The 24850-nt window shown below is 34.9% G+C and carries 29 protein-coding genes; 1 reads left to right on the top strand and 28 read right to left on the bottom strand.

From position 1 onward, the window contains the following. Window positions 1-145 precede the first annotated feature (145 nt). On the top strand, window positions 146-766 hold the full coding sequence (locus SUCMO_RS10375) for a DNA-3-methyladenine glycosylase family protein (RefSeq protein WP_019879509.1): 621 nt from the start codon (window positions 146-148) through the stop codon (window positions 764-766). Window positions 767-830: 64 nt separating this feature from the next. On the opposite strand, the gene SUCMO_RS0105240 is transcribed toward SUCMO_RS10375, so the two are convergent. From SUCMO_RS0105240 to SUCMO_RS10965, 28 genes are all read right to left on the bottom strand, one after another. After that, on the bottom strand, window positions 831-1850 hold the full coding sequence (locus tag SUCMO_RS0105240; protein ID WP_019879508.1) for a glutamate cyclase domain-containing protein: 1020 nt from the start codon (window positions 1848-1850) through the stop codon (window positions 831-833). Next, the gene (hydF, locus tag SUCMO_RS0105235; RefSeq protein WP_019879507.1) at window positions 1850-3070 is read right to left on the bottom strand and encodes a [FeFe] hydrogenase H-cluster maturation GTPase HydF; all 1221 of its coding nucleotides are present in this window, start codon (window positions 3068-3070) and stop codon (window positions 1850-1852) included. Before hydF ends, SUCMO_RS0105240 begins: the two co-directional genes overlap by 1 nt. A gap of 237 nt (window positions 3071-3307) precedes the next feature. Beyond that, window positions 3308-4159 carry a ribosome biogenesis GTPase YlqF gene (ylqF, locus tag SUCMO_RS0105230; RefSeq protein WP_019879506.1) on the bottom strand — a complete coding sequence of 284 codons (852 nt, stop codon included), beginning with the start codon at window positions 4157-4159 and terminating at the stop codon, window positions 3308-3310. A gap of 15 nt (window positions 4160-4174) precedes the next feature. Further along, entirely contained in the window at window positions 4175-4717 is a 543-nt protein-coding gene (gene lepB / locus SUCMO_RS0105225) for a signal peptidase I (RefSeq protein ID WP_019879503.1), read from the bottom strand. 61 nt (window positions 4718-4778) lie between these two features. Next, a complete protein-coding gene (gene rplS / locus SUCMO_RS0105220) occupies window positions 4779-5120 on the bottom strand; it encodes a 50S ribosomal protein L19 (RefSeq protein ID WP_019879501.1) in 342 nt (113 codons plus the stop codon). Between the two features lie 104 nt (window positions 5121-5224). After that, on the bottom strand, window positions 5225-5794 hold the full coding sequence (locus tag SUCMO_RS0105215; protein WP_019879500.1) for an RNA methyltransferase: 570 nt from the start codon (window positions 5792-5794) through the stop codon (window positions 5225-5227). Further along, on the bottom strand, window positions 5787-6536 hold the full coding sequence (gene trmD, locus SUCMO_RS0105210; protein WP_028953889.1) for a tRNA (guanosine(37)-N1)-methyltransferase TrmD: 750 nt from the start codon (window positions 6534-6536) through the stop codon (window positions 5787-5789). Before trmD ends, SUCMO_RS0105215 begins: the two co-directional genes overlap by 8 nt. 2 nt (window positions 6537-6538) lie before the next feature. Then, window positions 6539-7036 carry a ribosome maturation factor RimM gene (gene rimM / locus SUCMO_RS0105205; RefSeq protein ID WP_019879497.1) on the bottom strand — a complete coding sequence of 166 codons (498 nt, stop codon included), beginning with the start codon at window positions 7034-7036 and terminating at the stop codon, window positions 6539-6541. Between the two features lie 8 nt (window positions 7037-7044). Then, window positions 7045-7452: a YlqD family protein gene (locus SUCMO_RS0105200; RefSeq protein ID WP_019879496.1), complete on the bottom strand. Its 408-nt coding sequence runs from the start codon at window positions 7450-7452 to the stop codon at window positions 7045-7047. Between the two features lie 19 nt (window positions 7453-7471). Then, window positions 7472-7699 carry a KH domain-containing protein gene (locus tag SUCMO_RS0105195; protein ID WP_019879495.1) on the bottom strand — a complete coding sequence of 76 codons (228 nt, stop codon included), beginning with the start codon at window positions 7697-7699 and terminating at the stop codon, window positions 7472-7474. 4 nt (window positions 7700-7703) lie between these two features. Further along, window positions 7704-7985 carry a 30S ribosomal protein S16 gene (gene rpsP / locus SUCMO_RS0105190; RefSeq protein ID WP_019879494.1) on the bottom strand — a complete coding sequence of 94 codons (282 nt, stop codon included), beginning with the start codon at window positions 7983-7985 and terminating at the stop codon, window positions 7704-7706. Between the two features lie 42 nt (window positions 7986-8027). Next, entirely contained in the window at window positions 8028-9371 is a 1344-nt protein-coding gene (ffh, locus tag SUCMO_RS0105185; RefSeq protein WP_019879493.1) for a signal recognition particle protein, read from the bottom strand. Window position 9372: 1 nt separating this feature from the next. Next, entirely contained in the window at window positions 9373-9717 is a 345-nt protein-coding gene (gene ylxM / locus SUCMO_RS0105180) for a YlxM family DNA-binding protein (RefSeq protein ID WP_019879492.1), read from the bottom strand. A 70-nt stretch (window positions 9718-9787) separates the two neighbouring features. Beyond that, window positions 9788-10699 carry a signal recognition particle-docking protein FtsY gene (gene ftsY, locus SUCMO_RS0105175; RefSeq protein ID WP_019879491.1) on the bottom strand — a complete coding sequence of 304 codons (912 nt, stop codon included), beginning with the start codon at window positions 10697-10699 and terminating at the stop codon, window positions 9788-9790. Beyond that, on the bottom strand, window positions 10696-14259 hold the full coding sequence (gene smc / locus SUCMO_RS0105170) for a chromosome segregation protein SMC (protein ID WP_019879490.1): 3564 nt from the start codon (window positions 14257-14259) through the stop codon (window positions 10696-10698). The genes ftsY and smc overlap by 4 nt, the downstream gene beginning before the upstream one ends. A gap of 72 nt (window positions 14260-14331) precedes the next feature. After that, window positions 14332-15342: an elongator complex protein 3 gene (locus tag SUCMO_RS0105165; RefSeq protein ID WP_019879489.1), complete on the bottom strand. Its 1011-nt coding sequence runs from the start codon at window positions 15340-15342 to the stop codon at window positions 14332-14334. 93 nt (window positions 15343-15435) lie between these two features. After that, window positions 15436-16143, bottom strand: a complete 708-nt coding sequence (rnc, locus tag SUCMO_RS0105160) for a ribonuclease III (protein ID WP_019879488.1) — start codon at window positions 16141-16143, stop codon at window positions 15436-15438. 11 nt (window positions 16144-16154) lie between these two features. Continuing rightward, the gene (fabF, locus tag SUCMO_RS0105155) at window positions 16155-17396 is read right to left on the bottom strand and encodes a beta-ketoacyl-ACP synthase II (RefSeq protein WP_019879487.1); all 1242 of its coding nucleotides are present in this window, start codon (window positions 17394-17396) and stop codon (window positions 16155-16157) included. Window positions 17397-17401: 5 nt separating this feature from the next. Then, window positions 17402-18361 carry a nitronate monooxygenase gene (locus tag SUCMO_RS0105150; protein ID WP_019879485.1) on the bottom strand — a complete coding sequence of 320 codons (960 nt, stop codon included), beginning with the start codon at window positions 18359-18361 and terminating at the stop codon, window positions 17402-17404. Between the two features lie 80 nt (window positions 18362-18441). Next, window positions 18442-18675, bottom strand: a complete 234-nt coding sequence (locus SUCMO_RS0105145; protein ID WP_028953888.1) for an acyl carrier protein — start codon at window positions 18673-18675, stop codon at window positions 18442-18444. A 46-nt stretch (window positions 18676-18721) separates the two neighbouring features. Continuing rightward, window positions 18722-19462: a 3-oxoacyl-[acyl-carrier-protein] reductase gene (gene fabG, locus SUCMO_RS0105140; protein ID WP_028953887.1), complete on the bottom strand. Its 741-nt coding sequence runs from the start codon at window positions 19460-19462 to the stop codon at window positions 18722-18724. Between the two features lie 4 nt (window positions 19463-19466). Further along, window positions 19467-20405 carry an ACP S-malonyltransferase gene (gene fabD / locus SUCMO_RS0105135; protein ID WP_019879482.1) on the bottom strand — a complete coding sequence of 313 codons (939 nt, stop codon included), beginning with the start codon at window positions 20403-20405 and terminating at the stop codon, window positions 19467-19469. A gap of 21 nt (window positions 20406-20426) precedes the next feature. Then, complete coding sequence (gene fabK / locus SUCMO_RS0105130; RefSeq protein ID WP_019879481.1) at window positions 20427-21374, bottom strand: enoyl-[acyl-carrier-protein] reductase FabK; 948 nt, start codon at window positions 21372-21374, stop codon at window positions 20427-20429. 11 nt (window positions 21375-21385) lie between these two features. Beyond that, complete coding sequence (locus SUCMO_RS0105125; protein WP_019879480.1) at window positions 21386-22384, bottom strand: beta-ketoacyl-ACP synthase III; 999 nt, start codon at window positions 22382-22384, stop codon at window positions 21386-21388. Beyond that, window positions 22384-23394, bottom strand: a complete 1011-nt coding sequence (gene plsX / locus SUCMO_RS0105120; RefSeq protein WP_019879479.1) for a phosphate acyltransferase PlsX — start codon at window positions 23392-23394, stop codon at window positions 22384-22386. The genes SUCMO_RS0105125 and plsX overlap by 1 nt, the downstream gene beginning before the upstream one ends. Continuing rightward, on the bottom strand, window positions 23391-23966 hold the full coding sequence (gene fapR / locus SUCMO_RS0105115) for a transcription factor FapR (protein WP_019879478.1): 576 nt from the start codon (window positions 23964-23966) through the stop codon (window positions 23391-23393). Before fapR ends, plsX begins: the two co-directional genes overlap by 4 nt. Window positions 23967-24095: 129 nt before the next feature. Continuing rightward, on the bottom strand, window positions 24096-24275 hold the full coding sequence (gene rpmF / locus SUCMO_RS0105110; RefSeq protein ID WP_019879477.1) for a 50S ribosomal protein L32: 180 nt from the start codon (window positions 24273-24275) through the stop codon (window positions 24096-24098). A 38-nt stretch (window positions 24276-24313) separates the two neighbouring features. Then, window positions 24314-24814, bottom strand: a complete 501-nt coding sequence (locus SUCMO_RS10965; protein ID WP_019879476.1) for a YceD family protein — start codon at window positions 24812-24814, stop codon at window positions 24314-24316. Window positions 24815-24850 lie beyond the last annotated feature (36 nt).

The following is a 24850-nucleotide window of genomic DNA, read 5'->3' as shown; positions in this document are numbered from 1 at the left end:
CATAATGCCGTTATAATTACCTCTTTTTCAGAAAAATAATAGTGACAATTCGGTGAACTCTTTGTAACTTAATTTATAAACTTGATTTAATATATATATGCAAGTTATAATAATAAATGTCTAAAGATATTAATTGGAGGTATTTATGCAAAACAAAGAATGGCAAATTGGAGAAGATTTTTTAAAAGAAACAGATCCAATTTTAAAAAATTTAATTAATAAATATGGGGCTTGTACTTTAAAACCTATTGACAGCAATTTATACTTTGCAATGCTAATTAAAGGAATTATTTCACAACAGTTATCCCCTGATGTTGCCAATACACTATTTACTAACGTTAAAAATCACTACAAAACATCCCACCTAAATCCAAAGGAAGTTTTGGCAACTCCTATTGACGTATTTATTTCCTTAGGGATTTCCTTGCCTAAAGCCGAATATATTCTTGAACTAGCTACAAACATTGAAAACAAAACTATCGAGTTAGATAAATTTTCTGAACTTAAAGATTCTGAAATAATCAATAAACTAATTTCTGTAAAAGGGTTCGGGCGTTGGACTGCTGAAATGTTTCTAATTTTAGCTTTGAATCGTCCCAATCTTCTGCCGCTAGATGATTTCGGTCTAAAAAAAGCAATGCAAATATTATATAAAATTGATCCTAAAGCTAAAAAAAGTGCTTATAATGAAATAGCTAAATTATGGGAACCTTGGCGCTCTCTAGCTTGTTGGTATTTATGGCAATTTTACGCAGAAAATAAATAACATCAAATATCTCCCAGAAAAAACACCTAAAACATACACATATTTGTGCTGTTTTAGGTGTTTTTTAAATATTAAGATATTTTTTTACGGCTTCATTTAAGAGAGTTATTAAGGAATAATGGACTCGTTCATCACAATTGTCGACACTCAATGCCAAAGAACCAAACATCGCATCATGAAAGCCTGCCAACATCGCAGTTTGTAAAAGTTGTTTTTCTAGTTGTACTTGATGTAATAACTCAACTCTACCTGTTTGAGCTGCTAAGTTGGCTACAATCCCATAGCATCCCCAATTTGAAATTGTAGCAGTCACTAATAAGTCAACACGAGTACTAGGTGATATTCCTAAACCACAAAAGCATTGACAACAATCGCCATTTTTTATCTTTTGTTTAATTCCAGCTTTAATATTGCCCATACCTATTTCATTGCCACCATCACCCACAGCTATGGTTAATATTTCTTTTGCTCCAGCTTCAATAAATAAATAGTCTAGTTTTGCTTGTGTAACACTAGTATCACAACCTAGCATATTGTGAATTTTACCTGCCTCGTTCATCCCGCCCCGCTCTATCGCAATCAGACAAGTGGGCTTATATTTATCTAATAATTCTTGGGCTTGAGTTCGAGCCAGCTTCTCTTCAACAGGAAACGGTAAAATACTCAAGGTCATTAATTTATCTGTAACAATCGAAGCTTCTAAAATATCTGGCTCTACACAATGAAAACCTGCTGCTTGAGCCAATATTTTTAAACCAGCCACTAGCTGTTCATCTGTAAAAATTATAATACAGGCTTTGCAAGCTTTCCTTATGGCTCTTGCTAAAACCAATGTACCTAAAGGACCATCTGTTTCACCGTAACCCGGTGCTACTTGAGGTTGATCAATCCAGCCAGTAGTCAAAAATACTTTATCTTTAGGCTTAATTGTAGCTAAAATTTTTTCTGCCGCACTAAAACTTAAAGGTTCATTTTTATTTTCAGCTAATGCTAGTTCATATAAATCTCCAATACTACCACGCCCTGAAATATCTAAATTAGTAATGGTATCGATTGTTCTTCCTAAGCAAATTTTTTTTGACATTACACACCTCTCTTAGTTGTCTTCATGAAAGGTTCTATGCTCCGTGCTAAAATCCCGTTTAAATAAGCGATTAACAGGCCATAGTTTACCATCGGTACTCCTGCTAATTGAGCTCTTTTTAATCTCGTTAACATATTTGCTCTATTTAACATGCAAGCGCCACAATGAATTATTAGTGCGTAGTTGTTCAAATTTTCATTAAAGTTATAGCCAATAACATGTTCAAAATTAAAATTCTTTTGGCAATGTTTCTCCAACATATGTGGAATTTTAATTGTCCCGATATCCTCGTGTGTTCGATAGTGCGTACAAGCTTCGGCAATTAAAATTCTATCACCTTCTTTTAACGCTTCTATCGCTTCTGCGCCCTTTATCAACACATCTAAGTTTCCTTTTTGCCTAGCAAACAAAATTGAAAAAGAGGTCAAAGGCCAATCTTTTGGTAATATCGAATCAACATAATTAAAAACCTGTGAATCCGTAATTACTAATTTAGGCGGTTCTACGATAGTTTTCAAAACCTGCTCTAATTGCTGTTCCTTAACTACAACCGCCATCGCATCACGATCAAGAATATCCCGCAAAACCTGTACTTGCGGCAATATTAACCGCCCTTGAGGTGCTGCTGAGTCTATTGGTGTAACCAATACAACTAAATCCTTTGCTTTTACAAGTTCTTCTAATAAACCAATATCCTCTTCTTTTTCTTGAGCAATATTTACAATAACTTCTTTCAGACCTTCGATTCCAACATTTTCTTTTGCACTGACAAATACTACTCGATCTACCCCGACTGCTTGAATAAAATTTTCAAAATCTAATTGTTGTTGCGCATCTATTTTATTTAGAACAATCAGATAAGGAATTTTTTTTGCTTTTAATTCTTTTATTAACTGTTCTTCTGCTTTTGATAATTTATTATAATGTGCATCTACAACCAAAAGGACAATGTCTGCTTTTGCTAGAACTTCATATGACTTCTTTACTCGCAAGGAGCCTAGTTCTGTATTATCATCTAATCCAGCTGTGTCAATTATTAAAACTGGGCCGATTGGTAAAATTTCCATAGCCTTACTCACTGGATCCGTAGTTGTCCCAGCAATATCTGAAACTATTGCAATTTCTTGTCCAGTTATGGAGTTTATCAAGCTTGATTTACCTGAATTTGTCTTCCCAAAAATAGCAATATGTAATCTATTTCCTTTTGGAGTATCTAGCATTTTATCACTTCCTATTTTTCTAATAAATATTCACTTGAACTAATGTTACAACATAAATTGCTAAAAATCAATTTGTATTATATATAAATGTTAGAAATTCGCAAAAACTTATTTAAATTAAATTTTGTTACTAATCATTATAAAAGCAAAACTGGAATTAGATCTTTTAGAATCTAATTCCAGTTTATTTGTGTAATTTATTATACCAATTGTTACGCTAAAAAATTTTTTTACGAATTATACATTATCTATAACGAATCTCCCAATTTTCCCATCCCGATACTCACGCAAAACTATGTTAATAACCTTGCTGATATCCGGAACACCACCACTCCTTAGGCAACCTCTTTTTTGAGCAATAACCAATAATATTTCTGCTATCGATAATTCGCTGTCTATTTCTATATCATAACGTTCTTTAAGTGCTTCAGGATAATTTTCCAACAATCTACTCAATAATATTTCTACTGCTTGTTGATTATCGAACACTTCATCTTTTATTGCGCCCGTAACTGCTAAGGAAAATCCAATTTCCGGTTCCTCAAATTTGGGCCACAAAATCCCTGGTGTATCTAACAATTCAATGTTATTTCCAATATTAATCCATTGTTCTCCTCTAGTTACTCCAGGTTTATCACCAGTTTTAACTTTTGATTTTCCCAATAAGCGATTAATTAAGGATGATTTTCCCACATTAGGAATACCCACAATCATCACTCGAACAGCTTTATTTTTAACACCTTTTTTTAGCCATTTTTCTAGCATTGGTTGCGCAACAGTTCTAATGGTAGTTAAGAGCTTCTTATAGTCACCGCCAATTACACTATTGAGATAAACTAGTGGAATACCTTTATTTTTTAACTTTTGAGCATATGCGTCTAATCTGCCGATATCAGCTAAGTCAACTTTGTTAAAAACAATTATTTTCGGTTTATTACCAATAATATCCATTAAAATCGGATTAGAGCTCGAATATGGTATTCGTGCATCTAACATTTCAATAACTATATCTACTAATTTTATTTGTTTTTCCATCATACGCTTTGCTTTAGTCATATGACCGGGAAACCATTGTATTTTAAATTCCATATTCACCTCACCTGCTTACGGTAATTTTCTAAAAACTTCAAATGGCCAAAAAACAAGCATCCCTTTTCCTTTTATTAGCTCGTAGGGAACAAAACCTACTCGTGAAAATCTACTATCCTCTGAATTATTTCTATTATCACCCATAACAAATACATGCTTTTGCGGTACTATTACTTTTTTATAGTCACCCTTAGTTTTTTCCAAAATATAATTTTCCTTCAGCAATTGACCATTCAAATATACATTTCCAGATTTAATTTCTATAGTATCACCGGGAACTGCTATTACTCTTTTAATAAAGTCGCGTGATTGATCAAAAGGAAATTTAAAAATCACGATATCATCTTTTGTTGGTTCCGAAAAAAGGTAGGCCGCTTTATTAACCAACAAACGTTCACTGTTTTGCAAAGTAGGATTCATTGAAGAACCATCAACTAAATATGGCTCTACCACAAACGTTCTAATAAAAAATGCTAAAATAACAGCAATTATAATAGATATAATCCAGTCTTTTAACTCTTCTTGCCAAGTTAAACTGCTAGAATTTTTAGTTTTCATAACCATTCCTCCCAAAAAATAAAGAGACTGCTAAGCAGTCTCTTGCAAATTTTTTTTAAAATTAGCGTCTTTCTCTAATTCTAGCTGCTTTACCAGTAAGATTGCGCAAATAATAAAGCTTCGCACGACGAACAATACCACGACGAGAAACAACTATCTTATCTAAACGTGGGGAATGTAGTGGGAACACTCTTTCTACGCCAACACCTGAAGCAATACGTCTAACAGTAAATGTTTCACGTACACCGCCACCAGTACGAGCAATAACTACACCTTCAAACAACTGAATACGTTCACGAGTTCCCTCTACAACTTTAACGAAAACTTTAACAGTATCGCCTGCACGGAAATCTGGAACATCTGTTCTCAATTGTTCTTTTTCTAAAACTTCAATAATATTCATATTTTCCTCCTAATCATCTAGCGTTCATAAATTAATAGCGGACCACTAGTTATACACTTAAGCATTATAGCATATGCTTTTTCTTTTTTCAAGATTTATTTTTATCATTTCCACCAAGGACTGCCTAGTAGCCTATCAAGTATAATAGCTACTGCTGAGCGAACGCAAAGGTGATTATATTCTCCAACCCCATATATTGGTTCCAAAATATAATCAAACGCTTGCATAACACTATCCTGCATTCCCCAACCTGTGCCAAAAAGCAATAATATCGGCTGTTCTTGAACCAATAATTCTTCTCTAGCCAGTTTATAAGATATCGTATTTGAATATGTACGAGCATCAGTTGTCATAATTATCGGTAGCTGACCTGTCTCTTTTTGAATATTAGACACACACTCCGTAATATCATTAACAAGTTTGACAATACTAAGTGCTTGATTTCTATCTGGATTGCACTCTTTACCATAACCAACATTCCAATAATTCAAAATTTCGTTAATTATCTCTTGTTGGTTTGTAGAAGGATGTATTATAAAATAATTTTTAATTGCATAGGTATTACATGTTCTAGCTATATCATGAATATCAAAATTAGTCACAGAACTTGTAACAACTTCCATATTACGATTATAAACTGGATAATGCACCAAGCCTAAATATACACTAGTCATTTTCTTTTTTTATAACCTCGTCAATTATCTCTAACAATAATACGCCATCATCTCTTTGCAATTCACTCTTTTTCAATAAATCTTTACGCAATAAAAAAGTTTTTTCCAAAGATTTTTTGCGACGCCAAACATTAATTTGTTTATGATTACCCGAACGCAAAACTTCGGGTACAATCAGCCCTTGAAATTCAACTGGCCTTGTATAATGAGGATGTTCTAATAAACCATTAGCAAAACTATCTTGATAGGCACTATCAAGTTTACCTAAAACCCCAGGAATAAAACGCATCAAAGCATCTAGTGTTACTAACGCTGCCAATTCGCCACCTGTAAGAATATAGTCTCCTATTGATAAAAATCCATCAACAAACTCATAAATTCGAGCGTCAAACCCTTCATAGTGTCCACAAACAAAAATTAAATCCTGTCCAGACGTGGCCATGTCAATAGCTAGTTTTGTAGATAAAATTTCACCTTCAGGAACCATTGCAATTACCTTAGCTGAAGGATTTGCTGCTTTAGCTAAACAAATCGCTCTAATCCACGGTTCTGGTTTAAGTAACATTCCACTGCCACCACCAAAAGGAGTGTCATCAACTAGCCGATGTTTATCCTCTGCATATTCCCGAGGATTTACGGTTTCTATGGTAAGCATTTTTTTCTCAATTGCTTTTTGCAAAATGCTATATTGTGTATTTGCCAAAATCAACTCTGGAAATAATGTTAAAAAAATTATTTTCATTTTTATTCCCAAGCTAAAAGAGAAACTAACATTTTCCCTTCTGACAAATCAATATTTTTTACAACTTTTTTCAAAGCAGGGATCAACAATTCTTTACCTTCATTATTTTTCACAATATAAACATCATTGCTTCCTGTTTGCAATACTTCAATTATTTTGCCCAAAAAATTATTTTCCGTATCATAAACTTCTAGTCCTTCAATCTCAAAAGCATAGTACCTACCTTCTGGTAAATTACCTAAATCAGCTTTATCCATTACTATATTGTGACCACGTAGTTTTTCAGCGGCATTCATATCTTCAATCCCAGCTAATTTTACTAAAACAAATTGTTTATGAAATCTGGCTTGCTCTACTTTAAGTTGTCCATATTCTTCAATATTCAATTCCAAAAGAGTCAAAAATCTCTCTGGCAACTCGGTTAATGGCTTAATACGAACTTCACCCCGCACACCGTGCGGGGCTAATATCTTTCCTATAATAATTTTGTTCTTATTCATAGGTTTTCTTATTCCCTAAACGCAATAACTTTACCATCTTCTAGTAAAATTTCTGCACCAATTATCTCATCTAAAACGTCGCCAACTTTTAATTCATAAACTCTTTCCATATTGCCGCGCATAATTTCAGCACCTAGCTCTAACTTTTCCGTTGCAGCAATCTTTGTTTCTAACTCATTTTTTGCTTCTAAGCGCTTTGCCCGTTCAGCTTCTATTTGTTCACGCAACGCTGGCAATCCTTGGGCATCTTGCTTTGCTTGTTCAGCTAACATACGCTTACCATGAAATTCGATTTGCTCTAGCTCGTATTCAACATTTTTCAAATTTGCCGTAAACTCGTTAGTAAGTTCACGTTTCAATTTTTCTGTAACTTTAGCCTTAATATTAATTGGCAATCTAACCATCATACTTTGCATAGTCATATCCATCCTTAAATTAGATGATATCCACAATCACCTTTATATTCTTTCTAGTTGCGGCTGCTTTCATAACACTGCGAATTGCTTTTGCAATTCTTCCTTGTTTGCCAATCACCTTACCCATATCCTCTGGGGCAACATGAAGACGAAGTGTTGTGGTTGTACCATTCACTTCCTCTTCAATGCTCACCGCATCAGGATTACTCACAAGGGATTTGGCAATTAATTCTACCAATTCCTTCATGATTTTAAGCCTCTTTCTTTGAGCGTTTTACTTCATCCCATTTTTTCATGATACCATCTTTGCTAAATAAAGATTTCACAGTATCAGTAGGTTGAGCTCCTTTAGCTAACCAAGCAAGCGCTTTCTCTTCATCAATTTTTACGATAGCTGGTTGTTTTGTAGCATCATAATAACCAATGCTTTCGATAAAGCGACCATCACGTGGAGAACGTGAATCAGCTACGATTACACGGTAAAAAGGATTTTTCTTAGACCCCATACGATTTAAACGAATTTTTACTGCCATTTTAAATTCACCTCCTTAAAAATTGGTTGTTCAGTCAATAATTTATTTCATGAAAGGTAGTTTGAAACCACCTTTTTTAGCTAATTTTTGCATTCCTTGCATTTGTTTCATCATTTTTTTGCTTTCTTCAAATTGTTTAAGTAGTTTATTTACATCTTGAACACGCGTGCCACTACCTAAGGCTATTCTCTTTCGTCTACTTCCATTTAAGATATTCGGATTACGCCGTTCTTTTTTGGTCATTGAACGAATTATAGCTTCGACATGAAGAATTTCTTTATCATTTATCTCTACATTTTGCAATTTTTTAATGTTTCCCATGCCAGGAATCATGTTCAAAATAGACTCAATCGAACCCATTTTCTTAATCATCTGTAATTGGTCTAAAAATTGTTCTAAAGTGAATTCTTCCTTTAGCAATTTTTTTTCCATTTCCGCGGCTTGATCCATATCAATTGTTGATTGGGCTTTTTCAATTAAACTTAAGATATCGCCCATTCCTAAAATTCTAGAAGCCATGCGTTCTGGATGAAAAGGTTCCAAAGCATCTAGTTTTTCACCCATACCTACAAATTTTATCGGCTTTCCGGTAACTGCTTTAATAGATAAAGCCGCCCCACCTCTAGCATCACCATCTAACTTAGTTAAAATCAAACCAGTTACATCTAGTGTTGCATTAAAGCTTTCCGCAACAGTAACCGCATCTTGACCAGTCATAGCATCTACAACTAACAATATTTCCTGTGGTTGAACTACATTTTTAATTCCGTCCAACTCCGCCATTAATTCTTGATTAATGTGTAATCGACCAGCTGTGTCAATAATAACTGTATCACAAAACAAGGAAACTGCTTTATCAATAGCCTGGCGGGCAATTTCAATTGGACTATTTCCCTCTGGCATTGTAAAAACCGGGATACTTAGTTGCTCGCCTAAAACTTGCAATTGCTTGATCGCTGCGGGGCGATAAATATCTGCCGCTACCATCAAAGGTTTTTTGTTTTGCTTTTTCAAATGATTGGCTAACTTACCTGCGGTAGTAGTTTTCCCTGCCCCTTGTAAGCCTACAAGCATTATTATAGTGGGCGGTTTAGCCGCAACTGTCAATTTACTTTGTGTTCCGCCCATCAAATCGGTAAGTTCTTCATTAACAATTTTTACGACTTGCTGTGCTGGTGTTAAACTATTTAGTACTTCTTGACCAATAGCTTTAGCTTTTACTTTGGCAATAAAGTCTTTAACAACTTTAAAATTTACGTCTGCTTCTAGCAAAGCCATTCGCACTTCACGCAACGCTTCATTTACATGTTCTTCCGTTATCTTGCCTTTGCCTTTTAATTTTTTAAATGCTTCTTGCAATCTATCAGCTAATCCTTCAAATAACACCTCACACACCTCCGTCCGCTAAAATTTTTCGCACAATTTTTCTACAATCATCTATATTTATCAATTCTCTATTTTTTTCTAATTCAGTTAATACTTCTTTTAAGAGCTGACGTTCTTTTTCCCAGCGTGCTAATAAATTTAATTTCTTATCAAAATCAGACATTACCGTTTCAGCTCTTTTAATTGCATCATGTACAGCTTGCCTTGAAACTTTATGCTCTTCTGCTATCTCGGTTATCGAACAATCTTCTAAATAATGCGCCTGTATATACTCTTGCTGACGATTTGTCAATAGAGCACCATAAAAATCATATAACATTATTACTTTAAATCTTGCCTCTAACACTAGTTCACCACCCGTCAAGCATAATGCCTTTACACATTATAATTGCTTGCATTGTTTTTGTCAAGTCCTTTCACTTGTCAAAGAGCGCTTTTGCAAATTCTTCTGGACTAAAAGGTCTAAAATCATGTAATTTTTCGCCCACACCAATCCATTTTACGGGAATATTTGCCTGTTCTTTTATGCCTAAAACAATTCCACCTTTTGCTGTTCCATCTAACTTTGTTAAAACAATCCCCGTGACATTTGCTACTTTAGTAAAAACATCTGCTTGATTCAAAGCATTTTGACCTGTTGTAGCATCTAAAACTAAAAATGTTTCATGCGGAGCATCTGGAAGTTCGCGTTTTATTACACGGTGTATTTTTTCTAATTCTTTCATCAAGTTATCTTTATTATGTAATCTACCAGCTGTATCGATGAATAGCACATCGACATTTCGAGCTTTAGCAGCCTGTAAAGCATCAAACACAACTGCCGCTGGATCCGCTCCCTCACCTTGTTTTATTATGGTTGCATTAGCTCGTTCTGCCCATATTTCTAATTGTTCACTTGCAGCCGCTCTAAAAGTATCTGCCGCCGCAAACATTACTTTATATCCTAATAAATTATAATAATTACCTAATTTCCCAATCGTAGTGGTTTTTCCTACTCCATTTACACCTACTACCAAAATTACAGTTGGTTTACCAGATATACGTGTCCCTTGCAAGTCTTTAGCTAATATTTCTGAAATTTTTTCTTGCAGAAATGGAATTACTTGTTCTGGTTGCGTTATTATCTTGTCTTTAGTTGCAATTTTTATTTCTAATAACAGCTTTTGCACTACTTTATTACCAACATCAGCAGTTATTAATACCGCCTCTAACTCTTCTAAAAAGTCCTCATCAATTTTCAAAGAGCTACTAACAAGAGCTTCAATTTTTTCCGTGAAATTTTTTCTTGTCTTGCTTAAGCCATCTTTCAATCTTTCAAAAAAACTCATTCTCCTACCTCCATATCTTTAATTTGGACTGATAAAACTTTTGATATTCCTGGTTCTTGCATTGTTACTCCATAAATAGTATTTGCTATTTGCATACTAGGTTTACGATGAGTTACGATTATAAATTGAGTGTTAATACCGTATTCTTGCAAATATCTATTGAATCTGTGTAAATTCGCTTCATCTAGTGGTGCATCTATTTCATCTAAAACACAAAAAGATGTTTTTCTCAATGAAAGTATCGCAAAAAGAAGAGCTATTACAGTTAATGACCTTTCTCCTCCTGATAATAAAGATAAAGCTTGTTGTTTTTTTCCAACTGGTTGGACAAAAATCTCTACGCCAGAATTCAGCCAATCATCTGCCTCTAATAATTCCAGACGCGCGCTTCCACCTGCAAATAAATTTTTATAGGTTTTGCCAAATTCTTCATTAAGTTCTTTGAACGCCACCTTAAATTTCTCCGTCATCGCTTTATCAATGTCTTGGATTATTATTTCTAAATTATCTTTGCTTTCTAGTAAATCTTGATATTGCTTGTTCATAAATTCTAGTTTTTCTGCAGCAAGCTGGTAATCTTCAATGGCTTTAGGATTTACTAATCCCAAACCTTTAATAGCCTCTTGGATATTTTGAATATTTTTTTTGCAAACTTTAATGTTTATGCCTTCTTCACGTAGCATTTTTGCTTGCTCTAGATCAAGCGAAAACTTTTCCTGTAAATTATTATTCAAATTATCTATAAGCATTCGTTTTTCGTTTAAATTCATTTCGGCTTTACTTGCTGCCCGTTCTAAACTACTTTGCAATAAATTCTTTTCCCGCAATGCTGTCTGTATTTCAATTTGCTTAGACAGCAAACTCTCGCGTTGTATAGCTATCGCTGAATTTTTTCTTTTCTGCTCTACGATATCCATTTCCGCTTGTTTTTGTCGCTCATCAATTTCAGTTAATTCCTTTAAGAGCGACGCTTCTGCGAGCTGATTTTCTTGAATTAATCTTACCACTTCACTTCGTTCTGTTGTTATCTTTTCCAGATCTTCTTGTGTATATAAAATTTTTTCTTGTAAATATTTAATTTCCTGTTGTAAACTGTTTTTTTGCAATTCCAATTCATTTATGGCTTTTAAACAATTTTCCCGCTTTACTTGCAAACTATTTATTTCTAGTTCCTGCTGTGTTAAGTCTTCTCTACCTAAATCTTTGCTGTTTTCTAAGTTCGTAAGTAGAACCTCTACTTGAACTAGTTGCGCTTCTAATTCTTGTAGTTCTATTTTTTCTCTCTCTACATTTTTATTACAACTTGCTACTTCTAGCTTTAAATTTTCTACTTTTTCTTTTAAATATTCTACTTGAGCTTGCTGTTTAGAAGATTTAACCGCCATTTGTTGAGCTTCATCCGTAGCAAATTGAACTTTAATCTCTAGCTCTTTAAAAAGCGAATTTTTATTTTCAAATTCCCCAGCCAATAATTTATACTCTTTTTCTAATTTAAGTATATTATTTTTATTAGTTTTTATTTCTTCTTCCCGTGCTAAAAAACTCGGTTCACTATTTTTAAAACTTCCTCCTGTTAAAGAGCCACCAATATTTATTACTTCGCCACTTATTGTAACTAAACGATGCTTAAAATTGTATTTACGCGCAATATTTAAAGCATTATCAATATTGTCAACTACTAAAATTCTTCCCAATAAAAAATTAGCAACTATCTTTAATTCTGGCTTACAAGCTACTAGACTTTCTGCTGTACCAAGAACACCTTTTTCAGTTAAAGCTTGAGAATCAATAAATTTTTGCGGACTTAAAGTATTTAATGGTAAAAAGGTTACTCGCCCTAATTTGTTTTCTTTTAAATATTCAACTGCTACTTTTGCAACTTTATCATCTTGTGTAATAATATTTTGCATACTACTTCCCAAAGCAGTCTCAATTGCTAGAATATATTCTTTCGGAACTGTTAAAATTTCTGCTACAGCACCAATTATTCCGCTCCGCCATGATTTTTGTGCCGATAAAATACTTCTGGCCCCAACAGCAAATCCTTGATAAGCAGCATGCAGTCTCTCTAACACCGTATTTTGGTTTTTTATTTTTTGCAATTGCACTTCAATATCTGCCTTTTTCTGAAGCAATACTGCAATTTCATTTTGTAGTTTTTGCTTATTTTCTAGGTTTTCAGCAATATCTTTATTTAATTTCACTTTTTGCAATTCAGTATTTCTTAAATTATTTGTATGTTCTGCCAGTTCTAACTCTGCAGCTTGCTGTAATTTTTCACTGTCATCAGCTTCCTGTGCTTGTCTGATAATACGCGCCTGTATTTGTTCTATATTTTTTTGCAAATACAATATATGATTTTTTTTATCTAGATATTCATTAAGACTGTTACTTAGTGTCTCTTGAAAATTTTTATAAGCAACCATCTTATCATTGTATATATCATTAATTCGCTCATATTCGCTGCGATAATTGGCATAAGTATTATTTAAACCAATCAAATCTTGTTCTTTGACGTTTTTATCTTTTTGCAAATTCACCAAATTGATATTATTGTGGTGATTATAATCAGCTATTAATTTTTCTTGTTGTAAGTCTAATTCAACAATTTTATTTTTTAATTGATTTTGTCGTTCTCGCAAAACCGAACTACTGCCTAATATTTTTTCACAAGTGGTAGATAAACTGGTAAGTTTGGTTTGCATTTCAGAATAATAATTATCTAACTCCTCTAAGGTTTTATTATTCTTAGCTTGATTTTCCTCTAAATTGTTTATATCTAAAATATTTCGCTCTTTATTTATATCCTGTTCTCGATATTTTTTTTCTAACTCGCCAATGGAATTTTGCAAACTTTCATAATTATAAAGATATTCTTGAATGCTATTATGCTTCAAACTAACATATAAATCATTATACTGCCTTGTTTTTTCGGCTTCTCTTGCTAAAACTTCAATATTGTTTTCATTTTCAAGCTTAATATCACAAATTCTCAATAAATTTTCTTGTACTTTATCTAGTCTTTGGATACTTTCTTGTTTTTTCAACTTATACTTTATTATCCCTGCAATATCTTCAATTAAAATTCTTTTTTCATCAGCTCGCCCATTAAGAATTTCATCAACTTTATTTTGCCCAATGACAAATAATGACCCTTTGCCTACACCAGTATCCAAAAAAAGATTATGGACATCTTTTAATCTGCAGCCTTTTTTATTTATATAATATTCACTTTCACCACTACGATAAAGTCGTCTAGTTATTTCAACTTCTTGATAATCAATAGGTAAACTGTGATCCGAATTGTCAAACACCAAAGAAACTTGAGCCAAATTTGCTGGTTTGCGAAGTTGTGTTCCTGAAAAAATCACATCTTGCATTGCCGAGGCACGTAAATATTTTGTACTCTGTTCTCCTAAAACCCATCTTATTGCATCGGTAATGTTACTTTTCCCGCTTCCGTTAGGTCCAACAACGGCAATAACGCCTTTCTGAAAATTAACAGTTACTTTCTCGGCAAATGATTTAAATCCTACTGCTTCTAAAGACTTTAAATACAAATGTATCACCAACCATTTTGAGATTTTTCGAATCGGCACTATTGTTTATTATATCATAAACATAACATTTTTTTATAATTGCCTAGGTTGTTCAAAACTTAATTTTAAATCTACAAGTTCGTTATTTTCGCACCAATTTATTGTTATATTTGGGTAGGCCTTTGCAAAAAATTTTTTGTTATATTGTCGTATTCCAATGATTTTTGAAGTTAATTTAGTTGGATATTCAGCTTTCACTGTTATTCTAATTTTCCCAGGCAAATCATCACAAAATTTTGCAACAAGCATTTGATAGTAGTGTTGGCTAACCATCTCCCCAAAAGCTGGGTGATATTCTCCGGCAATAATATTTTCTTGCAAGCATTCTTCAGCTTGCAGGCCTATTCTAATCACAGGAATATTGTTTTCCTTTAGTTTTTGCAAAATATAACTTGCCTGAGCAATAGTCTCTTGCAAAGATTTAGGTGCGAATTCGTTTTTAATATACATTTTTTCTAATTCTGTACCTTTTAAAACCATTAAAGAATATATTCTGGCCATATCTGGTTTCAAAGTTAAAACTAAGTTAGTGCTAGATATTATACTCTTCCAGTCTTGTCCTTGCATACCCACCATCAGTTGCACGCCAACTTTTATTTCAGCTTTTTTTATTAACTCGACTGCATTTAAAACAATTTCTTTACCATGCCCACGTTTTGCCAATTCAAGAACTTTGTTATCCATAGCTTGAATTCCTAATTCAATAATTTCTACTCCATATTCTTTTAGAGTTTTCAATCCCTCAGTATCTATGCAATCTGGCCTTGTAGACACACGAATACTTTTTATATGATCTTTATCCTGGCGTTTTTTCACATGCTGTAGCAAGCGAATTTGGAGTTCCTGATCTAAAGCTGTAAAAGAGCCACCATAAAAAGCTACTTGCTTATCACTACCTTGAGGCAATAATGAAATAAATCTTTCTATTTGCAATTCTACACTTTTAAAATCAAATCTACTTTGACCACTAATTATTTTCTGATTACAAAAAGTGCATTCATGTCGGCACCCTGCATGAGGAATAAAAACAGGTACAATATACATTTTTTCTCCTTTAATTAAGAAAAACTATCCCGAATTAATATAAGCTATAAACAAGTTTTTAATATAGCACATATTTCCGAGATAGTTTTTAATTTATTTTTTTAATTTTTCTAAAGCTTGTTTTGCAGCTAATTGCTCAGCTTCTTTTTTGTTTTTTCCCAAACCCCCACCATATGTTGCATCATTTATTTTAACAACTACATCATACTGTTTGTTATGATCTGGGCCAATTTCATTAACAACATAATATTTAATAACATTATCAGCATCACGTTGCACAAGCTCCTGTAACTGAGTTTTATAGTCAACAAAACTATCTGCTAAGTCACAATTTAACATTTCGTCAGAAATTAAATCCAAAACAACTTTTCTTGTACATTCAAAGCCTACATCAAGGTAGTAGGCACCTATAACAGATTCAAATGTATCTGCTAAAATAGAGTTCCTATCTCTGCCGCCATTCATTAACTCGCCTTTACCTAACAAGATATATTTACCTAAATATATCTTGCGCGCATAATTAGCTAACGCATGTTCACAGACATACCTCGCCCTTATCTTCGTCATTTCCCCTTCGTTCATTTCAGGAAAATTCTTATACAAGAAAGTACTCACTATCAAGCCTAATACAGAATCTCCTAGAAATTCAATTCTCTCGTTATCCATAGTCATCCCATGGTTACGATTTTCATAGGCATATGAGGAATGTGTAAGTGCAGTATTTAGCAAACTCAAATTATTAATCTTTTCCCCTAATGTGGCACACAAGTTTAATAATTCTTTTTTTCTTTGAATGTGCATTCAAACACCTACTAGATAGTGTATTTCTTTAATAAGATAGCCGCATTATGCCCACCAAAGCCAAAAGAGTTAGATAGTGCCATATTAACTTCAGCTTTTCTTGATGTATTTGGAACATAATCTAGATCCATGCCATCTTCAGGTGTTGTGTAATTAATTGTTGGCGGAATAACAGAATTCTTTATTGTCAACGCAGTAGCTATAACCTCTATTCCACCTGCTGCCCCCAGCAAATGACCTGTCATTGATTTGATTGAACTGATTGCTAGTTTTTTAGCATGTTCACCAAACAAACTTTTGATAGCTAATGTTTCGTTCTTATCATTCATCGGCGTTGATGTCCCGTGCGCATTAATATAATCCACCGCTTCTGGTGCTACACCTGCATCTTTCAACGCTAATTTCATGCACTCTGAAGCTTTAGCACCTTCTGGAGCAGGTGCTGTCATGTGATAAGCATCTGCATTAGTACCATAGCCAACCACTTCGGCATAAATAGTCGCATTGCGGGCAAGTGCATGTTCCAAACTTTCTAAGACAACAATGCCGGATCCTTCACCCATAACAAAGCCGTCACGTTCTTTATCAAATGGTCTTGATGCCTGCTCTGGTGCGTCATTTCTAGTAGAAAGAGCTTTCATAGAGCAAAATCCAGCAACTGCAATCGGAGAAATAGCTGCTTCTGTTCCTCCAGCAAGCATTACTTCCGCATCCCCTCTTTGAATTGTTTTAAAAGCATCACCAATGCAATTTGTACCACTTGCACAAGCTGTGACAATAGATGTACTTGGTCCATTCAAACCTAATGTTATAGAAGCTTGTCCAGCAGCCATATTAGCAATCATCATTGGCACAAAAAACGGACTAACACGATTAGGACCTTTATCGAATAATGCCTTATATTGATCATGTAAAGTTTCCACACCACCAATACCTGTGCCTATACAAGTACCAATGCGGTCTCTATCTACTTTGTCTAAGTCTAACTCAGCATCTGCAATGGCCATTTTACTAGCAGCTATTGCATAATGAACAAAGCGATCCATTCTCTTGCCTTCTTTTTTATCTACATATTGAGTGTAATCAAAATCTTTAACTTCACCAGCTATTTTACTGGTAAAATCAGTCGTATCGAAACGAGTAATCAATCCAATACCGGATTTTCCTGCTATTAAATTATTCCAAAACTCATCTTTACCTATTCCGATTGGAGTTACCGCTCCAACTCCAGTTATAACTACGCGCTTGCTCACTTATATCACTCCCTATTGTATTCTTCGGCTTCTTTTTTAATTCTGGCAAAAATTTCTTTTACAGATAAAATTTCATTTATACGTGTCATACTTTCGCCACTAAATACTAAACCTGTTTCTACATCACCTTGTTGCGCTCTAATCAGAGCATTAATAATACAAAAATTCTGTTCGCAATGTTTCAAACAGGATCTGCATTCTGTTGGTCTCGGGGTATTTCCCTCTAGAGATAATTGTGCAAACGGATTTCTTACCGCTCTGCCTTTATACCCTACAGGACTATCTATTAATACAATATCTTCTTCTTTTACATTAAGATACATTGCCTTCAAATTTGGTGCTCCATTTGATTCCACGCTAGCTGCAAATCTGCTACCCATTTGTACACCATCTGCACCTAAAGAAATCGCCCGTGCAACATCTTTCCCATCTACAATTCCTCCTGCAACAATTACAGGAATATTTACAGCTTTTTTTATATCTGGAAATATCTCAAGCATTGGTAAATCTGTTCCAAGATGTCCCCCTGCTTCCTTACCTTCAACCACTATCGCTGAAGCTCCTAAAGATTGAGATATTTTAGCTAATTTTACAGAAGATACAATTGGCACAATTGGAACATTCGCTTCTTTACCTAAAGCAAAAATATCCCTTGAAAACCCTGCTCCAGCAATAACCAAATCTATACCCTCATCAATTGCAGTCTTAACTAATCCTAAGAACTCCCTTGCTGCTACCATAGCATTAATTCCTATAATGCCTTTATTATTTGTTAATTCTCGAGCTAAACGTATTTCTCTTCTCAATTCATCAAAAGTCATGCCGGATGCAGCAATTATCCCTATTCCACCTTCCAGAGCAACTGCAGCCGCTAAACGAGCAGTAGAAAGGCGAATGGCCATACCACCTTGTACAATTGGTACTTCAGCTACTAAATGGCCTATTTTAAGCGCTGGCAGTTTCAACAAACACTCCTCCATTCATTTTAGGCAAATGACCAAGCATATAGCTCAATCATTTGCCTAACTTCCCATTAAAATTACAACTAGCCTTTTTTTTCTTTGATTAAATCCACTGCATCTTTAACAGTACGAATTTTTTCAGCAAGTTCATCTGGAATCTCAATCTCAAACTCTTCTTCAAAAGCCATGATTAATTCTACGATATCTAGTGAATCAGCACCTAAATCATCTACGAATGTAGAGTCTATAGTAACTTCTGCTGCATCAACGCCTAATTGCTCAACCGTAATTTCTTGTACCTTTTCAAAAACGTCCATCCCGTTCACCTCCTTTCAATAAAAAGAGCTATAATAAAGCACTATATTACATTACCATACCGCCATCAATATGTAAAGTTTGTCCTGTAATATAACTTGCATTATCAGAAGCTAAGAAAATAATTGCTTTAGCAACATCAGCTGGTAAACCGAATTTTTTCGCTGGAATGCTATTGCTCATTTCTTCTTTTACCTTTTCTGGTAATTTAGCAGTCATATCTGTTTCAATAAATCCAGGTGCAACCGCATTTACAGTAATATTGCGGCTAGCAACTTCTTTCGCTATAGATTTTGTAAAACCAATAGCCCCTGCTTTAGAAGCTGCATAATTTGCTTGCCCTGCATTTCCCATAACGCCAACCACCGAGCTAACATTAACTATTCTACCATATTTTTGTTTCATCATATATTTTAAGGTTGATTTTGTGCAATTAAATATTCCTTTTAGGTTAATATTTAAAACTGCATCCCAATCTTCTTCTTTCATTCTTGCCAAAAGATTATCTTTAGTAATGCCTGCATTATTTACCAAAATATCAACACGCGAAAACTCTGCTACTGCCTGTTCTAACATCTGTTCGATAGCTTGTAAATTAGAAACATCAGCCTCTAATATAATTGCCTTGCGCCCTAAAGATTGCACCTGTGTTTGTACTTCTTCAGCTAAGGCTTTATCGCCAATATAATTTATTATAATATCTGCGCCAGCTTTTGCCATTTCAATCGCAACTTCACGACCAATACCTCTTGATGCTCCTGTAATTAAAGCAACTTTGTTCTCTAAAATCATTTTACAGGCCTCCTTTAAAATGTTCAAGTGTTTTTTCTAAACTAACTAAATCTTCCACATTTACTACTGGAATAGTTTTTGCTATTTTTTTAGAAAAACCTGTCAAAACTTTTCCTGGGCCTACTTCAGCAAATACGCTTACATTTTCTGCTTGCATTTTTTGTATACTTTCAACCCAACGAACTGGCTTTGCCGCTTGTTCCACTAACAGTCTTTTAATCTCACTAGCATCTTGTACTTTATCAGCAGTTACATTGGCAACCACTGGGATAATAGCATTTTTAATTGTGATACCATCAAGTACCTCTTTTAATCGTTCTCCTGCTGGTTTCATTAATGTGCTGTGAAAAGGAGCACTTACTGGTAACAATACGGCTCTGCGAGCTCCAGCTGCTTTTAATAATTCCACAGCTTTGTCAACAGATGCAGTTTCACCTGCAATTACAACTTGACCTGGGCAATTAAAATTAACAGCTTGAACTATGCCACCGTCTTGTTCGACTTGATTACAAATTGCAATTATTTGTTCGTCTTCCAACCCCATAATTGCCGCCATGCTACCTTGCCCCACTGGAACCGCTTCTTGCATGAACTGGCCACGTTTGCGTACTACTCGCACCGCATCCATAAAATCCATGGCTTCTGCTGCTACAAGAGCTGAGTATTCGCCTAAACTATGTCCCGCAACTATTTCTGGTTTAATACCTTGTTCAGCCAAAACACGTGTCAAAGCTACGCTTACTGTTAATATTGCTGGTTGAGTATTGTAAGTCAATCTCAAATCATCTTCAGGTCCTTCAAAACACATTTTGGAAATAGAAAAGCCCAACGCTTCATCCGCTTCCATAAAAGTTTTTTTAGCAACGGGGAAAGAATTACAAACATCTTTACACATTCCTACAACTTGTGAACCTTGTCCTGGAAAAATAAAACCTATCATGTAATTTCCTCCTTACACAATCTAAAAGTGTATTTTTTTTAGTCTATCTATAGTATTAACTAACCCAGTCATCAAATCTTCAATGATTTCTGCAACTGGCTTAATTTCATTTAACATACCCGAACATTGTCCAGCCATAACACTGCCTAAGCGAACTTCACCATCACGCGCTGCAAGCTTTAGTTTTCCTGCCCCAAATGCATCTAGTTCTTCTACTGTCGCGCCATTACGCTCCATAGTCATAAATTCTCGTGCCAATTGATTTTCCAACACCCTTACTGGATGTCCAGTGCTTGCACCAGTCATTACTGCTGATCTATCTTTCGCTTTTATTATCGCTTTTTTATACTCTTCATGCGCTGTACATTCATTGGAAACCACAAAGCGAGTACCTATTTGTACCGCTTGAGCACCCAAGGCAAGTGCAGCAGCCATACCACGACCATCAGCAATACCACCTGCCGCAATCACGGGGATATCTACAGCATCAACAATTTGCGGTAATAAGCACATTGTTGTTAGTTCGCCAACATGTCCACCACTTTCTGTACCTTCAGCAATTAGTGCATCTACTCCCAATCTAGCAAGACGCTTAGCCAAAGCAACTGATGCTACTACTGGAATTACTTTTGTTCCAATGGCCTTAAATGCAGGTATATATTCCCCTGGATTTCCTGCCCCTGTTGTTATCACTGCTACTTTTTCTTCTAACAATAAATTAATGACTTCTTTAACATGTGGAGACATTAACATAACATTTACACCAAAAGGTTTTTTAGTAAGTTGTTTTGCTTTAAGTACTTCAACTTTTAGAGCTTCTGCTGGCATATGTCCAGCACCAATTATTCCTAGTCCACCGGCATTAGAAACTGCGGCTGCAAGTTCTGCCGTAGCTACCCAAGCCATACCACCCTGCAAAATTGGATATTTTATCCCTAACACTGAACAAATCGAATTTTCTGTTGTCATTTAAACTCCCCTTATTCCATGCTCCATTTTAAAACACAAGCTGCCCATGTAAGTCCAGCACCAAACCCAACTAAAGCTACATTATCACCTTTTTTAATTCTACCTTGCTCTAAAGCCTCACAAAGAGCAATTGGTATTGATGCAGCTGATGTATTACCATATTTTTCTAAGTTAACTACCACTTTGTCCATAGACAATCCTAAGCGTTTCGCCGCTGAGTTTATAATACGAATATTAGCTTGGTGTGGTACAAATAAATCTACTTCATTTGCGCTAATATTTGCAGCTTGTAAAGCCGCATTTGCAGCCTCGCCCATGACTTTAATTGCAAATTTAAATACTTCATTACCACTCATATGAATATAGTGCATATCTTTCTCTACAGTCTCCAAGCTAGCAGGAATTCTAGAACCACCTGCTGGCTGACAAAGAGTGTGTCCACCAGAACCATCGGCCCCTAAGTTAAAACCTAAAGTTCCATAACCATCTTCAACTCTACCAATAACTGCTGCACCAGCGCCATCACCAAATAAAATACAAGTATTGCGATCTTTCCAGTTCATAATTTTTGAAAGCGCTTCAGCACCAATGATTAAAATATTTTTGTATAAACCAGATACAATCATTTGACTTGCCACGGTCAAACTATACACAAATCCTGAACATCCTGCTGAAAGATCAAATGCTGCCGCTTTAGTAGCTTTTATATTTTCTTGCACTAGGCACGCTGTTGAAGGAAAGGCCATATCTGGAGAAGCCGTTGCCACAATTATCAAATCTAAATCTTCAGCTTTAACATTTGCTGACTGCAAAGCTCGTTGAGCGGCAATAGTTGCTAAATCAGAAGTTGCCTGCTCCGGAGCAGCGATATGTCTAGTTTTTATCCCAGTTCGTTCTATAATCCACTCATTACTTGTATCCACCATTTTTTCTAAATCATGATTAGTTAAAATCTTCTCTGGCACATAACAACCTATCCCTAAAATTCCCGCCGCATATATTTTTGACATTAATATCGAACCTCCTCTGCTTGTAACTTTTCTTTTATACAATTAATTACGCCATTGCGTTTAAATTCCATAGCCACTCTCACAGCATTTTTTATAGCTTTTGCTCTAGAACTACCATGACAAATTATAAATTCACCATTAACTCCTAGTAAGGGCGCGCCACCGTACTCCGAAGGATCTAATTTTTTCTTTAATCCTTTAAATGCTGGCAGTACAAATAAGGCAGCAATTTTGCCTAAAATTCCAGAATTTTTAATGGCATCTTTTATTAAAGCCATTATTGATTTCGATAGCCCTTCTGCAAATTTCAAAACTATATTTCCAACAAAACCATCACAAACAACCACATCAACAGTACCTTTGCTTATATCTCGCCCCTCAACATTGCCAATAAAGTTGATAAATTTATTATTCATTAACAATGGATAAGTACTAGTAGCTTGTTCGTTACCTTTAGTTTCTTCTTCGCCTATATTTAATAAACCTACTCTAGGATTATTAATCCCCAAAACCTGTTCAGCATAAATAGAACCCATCAACGCACTTTGATTTAAGTGTTGCGGTTTAGAATCAACATTAGCTCCCGAATCTAAAACAACTGTTGTACCTGATATATTAGGAATCGGCGTAGCTATTGTTGGTCTTTCAATTCCACTTATCCTACCTAACCCGAATAATGCCGCGGCAACCGCTGCTCCTGTGCTTCCTGCGGAAACAACAGCATCACACTCACCATCTTTTAGTAATTTTGTTGCTACGACAATCGACGCATCTTTCTTTTTACGAACTGCGCTTCCTGGGTGCTCACACATTTCTATAACTTGACTTGCTTGTCTAATTTGAATCTTATCTGATATATTTTTTTTATTTTTATGTAAAATATTCTCTATTTCTCGTTCATTACCAACTAACAATACCGTGCAATTGTATTCATCAGCGGCCTGTGTCGCCCCTAATATTATCTGCTCTGGGCCATAATCAGTGCCCATCACATCTACTGCAATCCTCATTTAAGCCCACGCTCCTCGTCTTTTTCCAATGAAACAATGATAAATTTAGCACGAAAAACTTCACTTTCATCATTTCTAATGTTCACGGCCACAAAATACTTGTTACCACGTATGCGATTGATTTTTGCCTTAGCTATTAAACGTTCGCCTAGATATACTGGTTTTTTATATTTTATATTCGCAACTCCCGTCAAAGCTGCTGGAGCATCCACAAGAGCTAATGCTAAACTATTTGCTTGAGCAAACATATAGTTTCCACGAGCTATACCCATATTATTATTTACCATATCACTAGTAATAGTCAAAACAGAAACTCCACTTATTCCTAAATCCAAATCTATTAAATCGCCAACAATGTCATTACTGGCAATAGCCTTTAACTTAGTGCTAGCATTTCTAGCCATACTCTTCATTCGTTCTCGTAATTCAGGAATATTTAAGCGAATTCTATCTAGCCTAATTGTTTGAACACTAACACCTAACTTTTCCGCTAGCTGTTCATCAGTAAAAAAAGCATTTTCAGTTAAATATTCTTTTAATTTTTCATGGCGTTTCGCTTTTCTTTTTTCCATCTTTCTCACCTAGCTTTATTATCAGGTACTAAAATCTACCCATAGGGTATTATACTAAGAATAAATAAAAAAAGCAAGAAAAAAAAATAACAAGACTATAAAAGTCTTGTTATTGAAAATCTTAATATTTTACTCTGCAACCTTAATAACTTGTACGCCTTTATAAGTTCCGCAAGCCGCACAAACTCGATGTGGCATTTTAGGCTCATGACACTGTGGACATTCTACTAAGCCTGGAGCTGTTAGTTTCCAGTTTGCACGACGTTTATCACGACGAGCTTTGGACATTTTTCTCTTTGGTACTGCCATTTAAATCACACCTCCTCAAGCTAATAGACTAAACTAAATTACTTTTTTAAAAGCTGTTGTAAAGCTCGCAAGCGAGGATCAATATAAGTATCCTCACAAGAGCAAGATTGTTCATTCTTATTTATACCACAAGATAAACACAATCCTAAGCAGTCTTCTTTGCAAACAGACTGAATTGGCTCTGCTAACAACAAACTTTCCCTAGCGATATAGGTGATATCAATAAGATCATCATCAAAAGTTAACTCTTCTTCGCCGATGCCTTCTGTATCTCTAGGATAAAACTTTTCTTTAAAATCACCTGTACAAATCAATTCATATTCGTTCATACATCTACCACAGACTCTTATAAAAACAGCTTTGGCAGTTCCTTCAACAAATATTACATCACCCACATTGGCAATTCTAAAATCCAGAGCAATATCACCTTTAATTAAAGCGTCCTGCTTAGTTATGCACAACTCTTTAGGCAAAACTTTTACAAAAATTTCTTCCTGTAAACCATTTTGTTTTTTTATTTTCGCTATATTTACTTTCATTTAGTACCACCAATCGTATCAATTATATACATACTT

It is taken from the genome of Succinispira mobilis DSM 6222, from assembly GCF_000384135.1.
GTDB lineage: Bacteria > Bacillota > Negativicutes > Acidaminococcales > Succinispiraceae > Succinispira > Succinispira mobilis.
This window is presented reverse-complemented; position numbering and strand designations above follow the sequence as displayed.

Excerpts from the sequence above, each read along its gene's own strand:
- SUCMO_RS0105240 (WP_019879508.1), bottom strand. The coding sequence starts at position 1,850 with ATGTCAAAAAAAATTTGCTTAGGAAGAACAATCGATACCATTACTAAT.
- fabD (WP_019879482.1), bottom strand. The coding sequence starts at position 20,405 with ATGATAGGTTTTATTTTTCCAGGACAAGGTTCACAAGTTGTAGGAATG.
- lepB (WP_019879503.1), bottom strand. The coding sequence starts at position 4,717 with ATGAAAACTAAAAATTCTAGCAGTTTAACTTGGCAAGAAGAGTTAAAA.
- ylqF (WP_019879506.1), bottom strand. The coding sequence starts at position 4,159 with ATGGAATTTAAAATACAATGGTTTCCCGGTCATATGACTAAAGCAAAG.
- SUCMO_RS0105215 (WP_019879500.1), bottom strand. The coding sequence starts at position 5,794 with ATGACTAGTGTATATTTAGGCTTGGTGCATTATCCAGTTTATAATCGT.
- trmD (WP_028953889.1), bottom strand. The coding sequence starts at position 6,536 with ATGAAAATAATTTTTTTAACATTATTTCCAGAGTTGATTTTGGCAAAT.
- SUCMO_RS0105125 (WP_019879480.1), bottom strand. The coding sequence starts at position 22,384 with ATGTCAAAAATATATGCGGCGGGAATTTTAGGGATAGGTTGTTATGTG.
- SUCMO_RS0105195 (WP_019879495.1), bottom strand. The coding sequence starts at position 7,699 with ATGAAGGAATTGGTAGAATTAATTGCCAAATCCCTTGTGAGTAATCCT.
- SUCMO_RS10965 (WP_019879476.1), bottom strand. The coding sequence starts at position 24,814 with ATGAAAGTAAATATAGCGAAAATAAAAAAACAAAATGGTTTACAGGAA.
- rimM (WP_019879497.1), bottom strand. The coding sequence starts at position 7,036 with ATGAATAAGAACAAAATTATTATAGGAAAGATATTAGCCCCGCACGGT.
- fapR (WP_019879478.1), bottom strand. The coding sequence starts at position 23,966 with ATGGAAAAAAGAAAAGCGAAACGCCATGAAAAATTAAAAGAATATTTA.
- rplS (WP_019879501.1), bottom strand. The coding sequence starts at position 5,120 with ATGAATATTATTGAAGTTTTAGAAAAAGAACAATTGAGAACAGATGTT.
- rpsP (WP_019879494.1), bottom strand. The coding sequence starts at position 7,985 with ATGGCAGTAAAAATTCGTTTAAATCGTATGGGGTCTAAGAAAAATCCT.
- plsX (WP_019879479.1), bottom strand. The coding sequence starts at position 23,394 with ATGAGGATTGCAGTAGATGTGATGGGCACTGATTATGGCCCAGAGCAG.
- ftsY (WP_019879491.1), bottom strand. The coding sequence starts at position 10,699 with ATGAGTTTTTTTGAAAGATTGAAAGATGGCTTAAGCAAGACAAGAAAA.
- rnc (WP_019879488.1), bottom strand. The coding sequence starts at position 16,143 with ATGCACATTCAAAGAAAAAAAGAATTATTAAACTTGTGTGCCACATTA.
- hydF (WP_019879507.1), bottom strand. The coding sequence starts at position 3,070 with ATGCTAGATACTCCAAAAGGAAATAGATTACATATTGCTATTTTTGGG.
- SUCMO_RS0105145 (WP_028953888.1), bottom strand. The coding sequence starts at position 18,675 with ATGGACGTTTTTGAAAAGGTACAAGAAATTACGGTTGAGCAATTAGGC.
- SUCMO_RS10375 (WP_019879509.1), top strand. The coding sequence starts at position 146 with ATGCAAAACAAAGAATGGCAAATTGGAGAAGATTTTTTAAAAGAAACA.
- rpmF (WP_019879477.1), bottom strand. The coding sequence starts at position 24,275 with ATGGCAGTACCAAAGAGAAAAATGTCCAAAGCTCGTCGTGATAAACGT.
- SUCMO_RS0105165 (WP_019879489.1), bottom strand. The coding sequence starts at position 15,342 with ATGTATATTGTACCTGTTTTTATTCCTCATGCAGGGTGCCGACATGAA.
- fabK (WP_019879481.1), bottom strand. The coding sequence starts at position 21,374 with ATGACAACAGAAAATTCGATTTGTTCAGTGTTAGGGATAAAATATCCA.
- SUCMO_RS0105200 (WP_019879496.1), bottom strand. The coding sequence starts at position 7,452 with ATGCAAAGTATGATGGTTAGATTGCCAATTAATATTAAGGCTAAAGTT.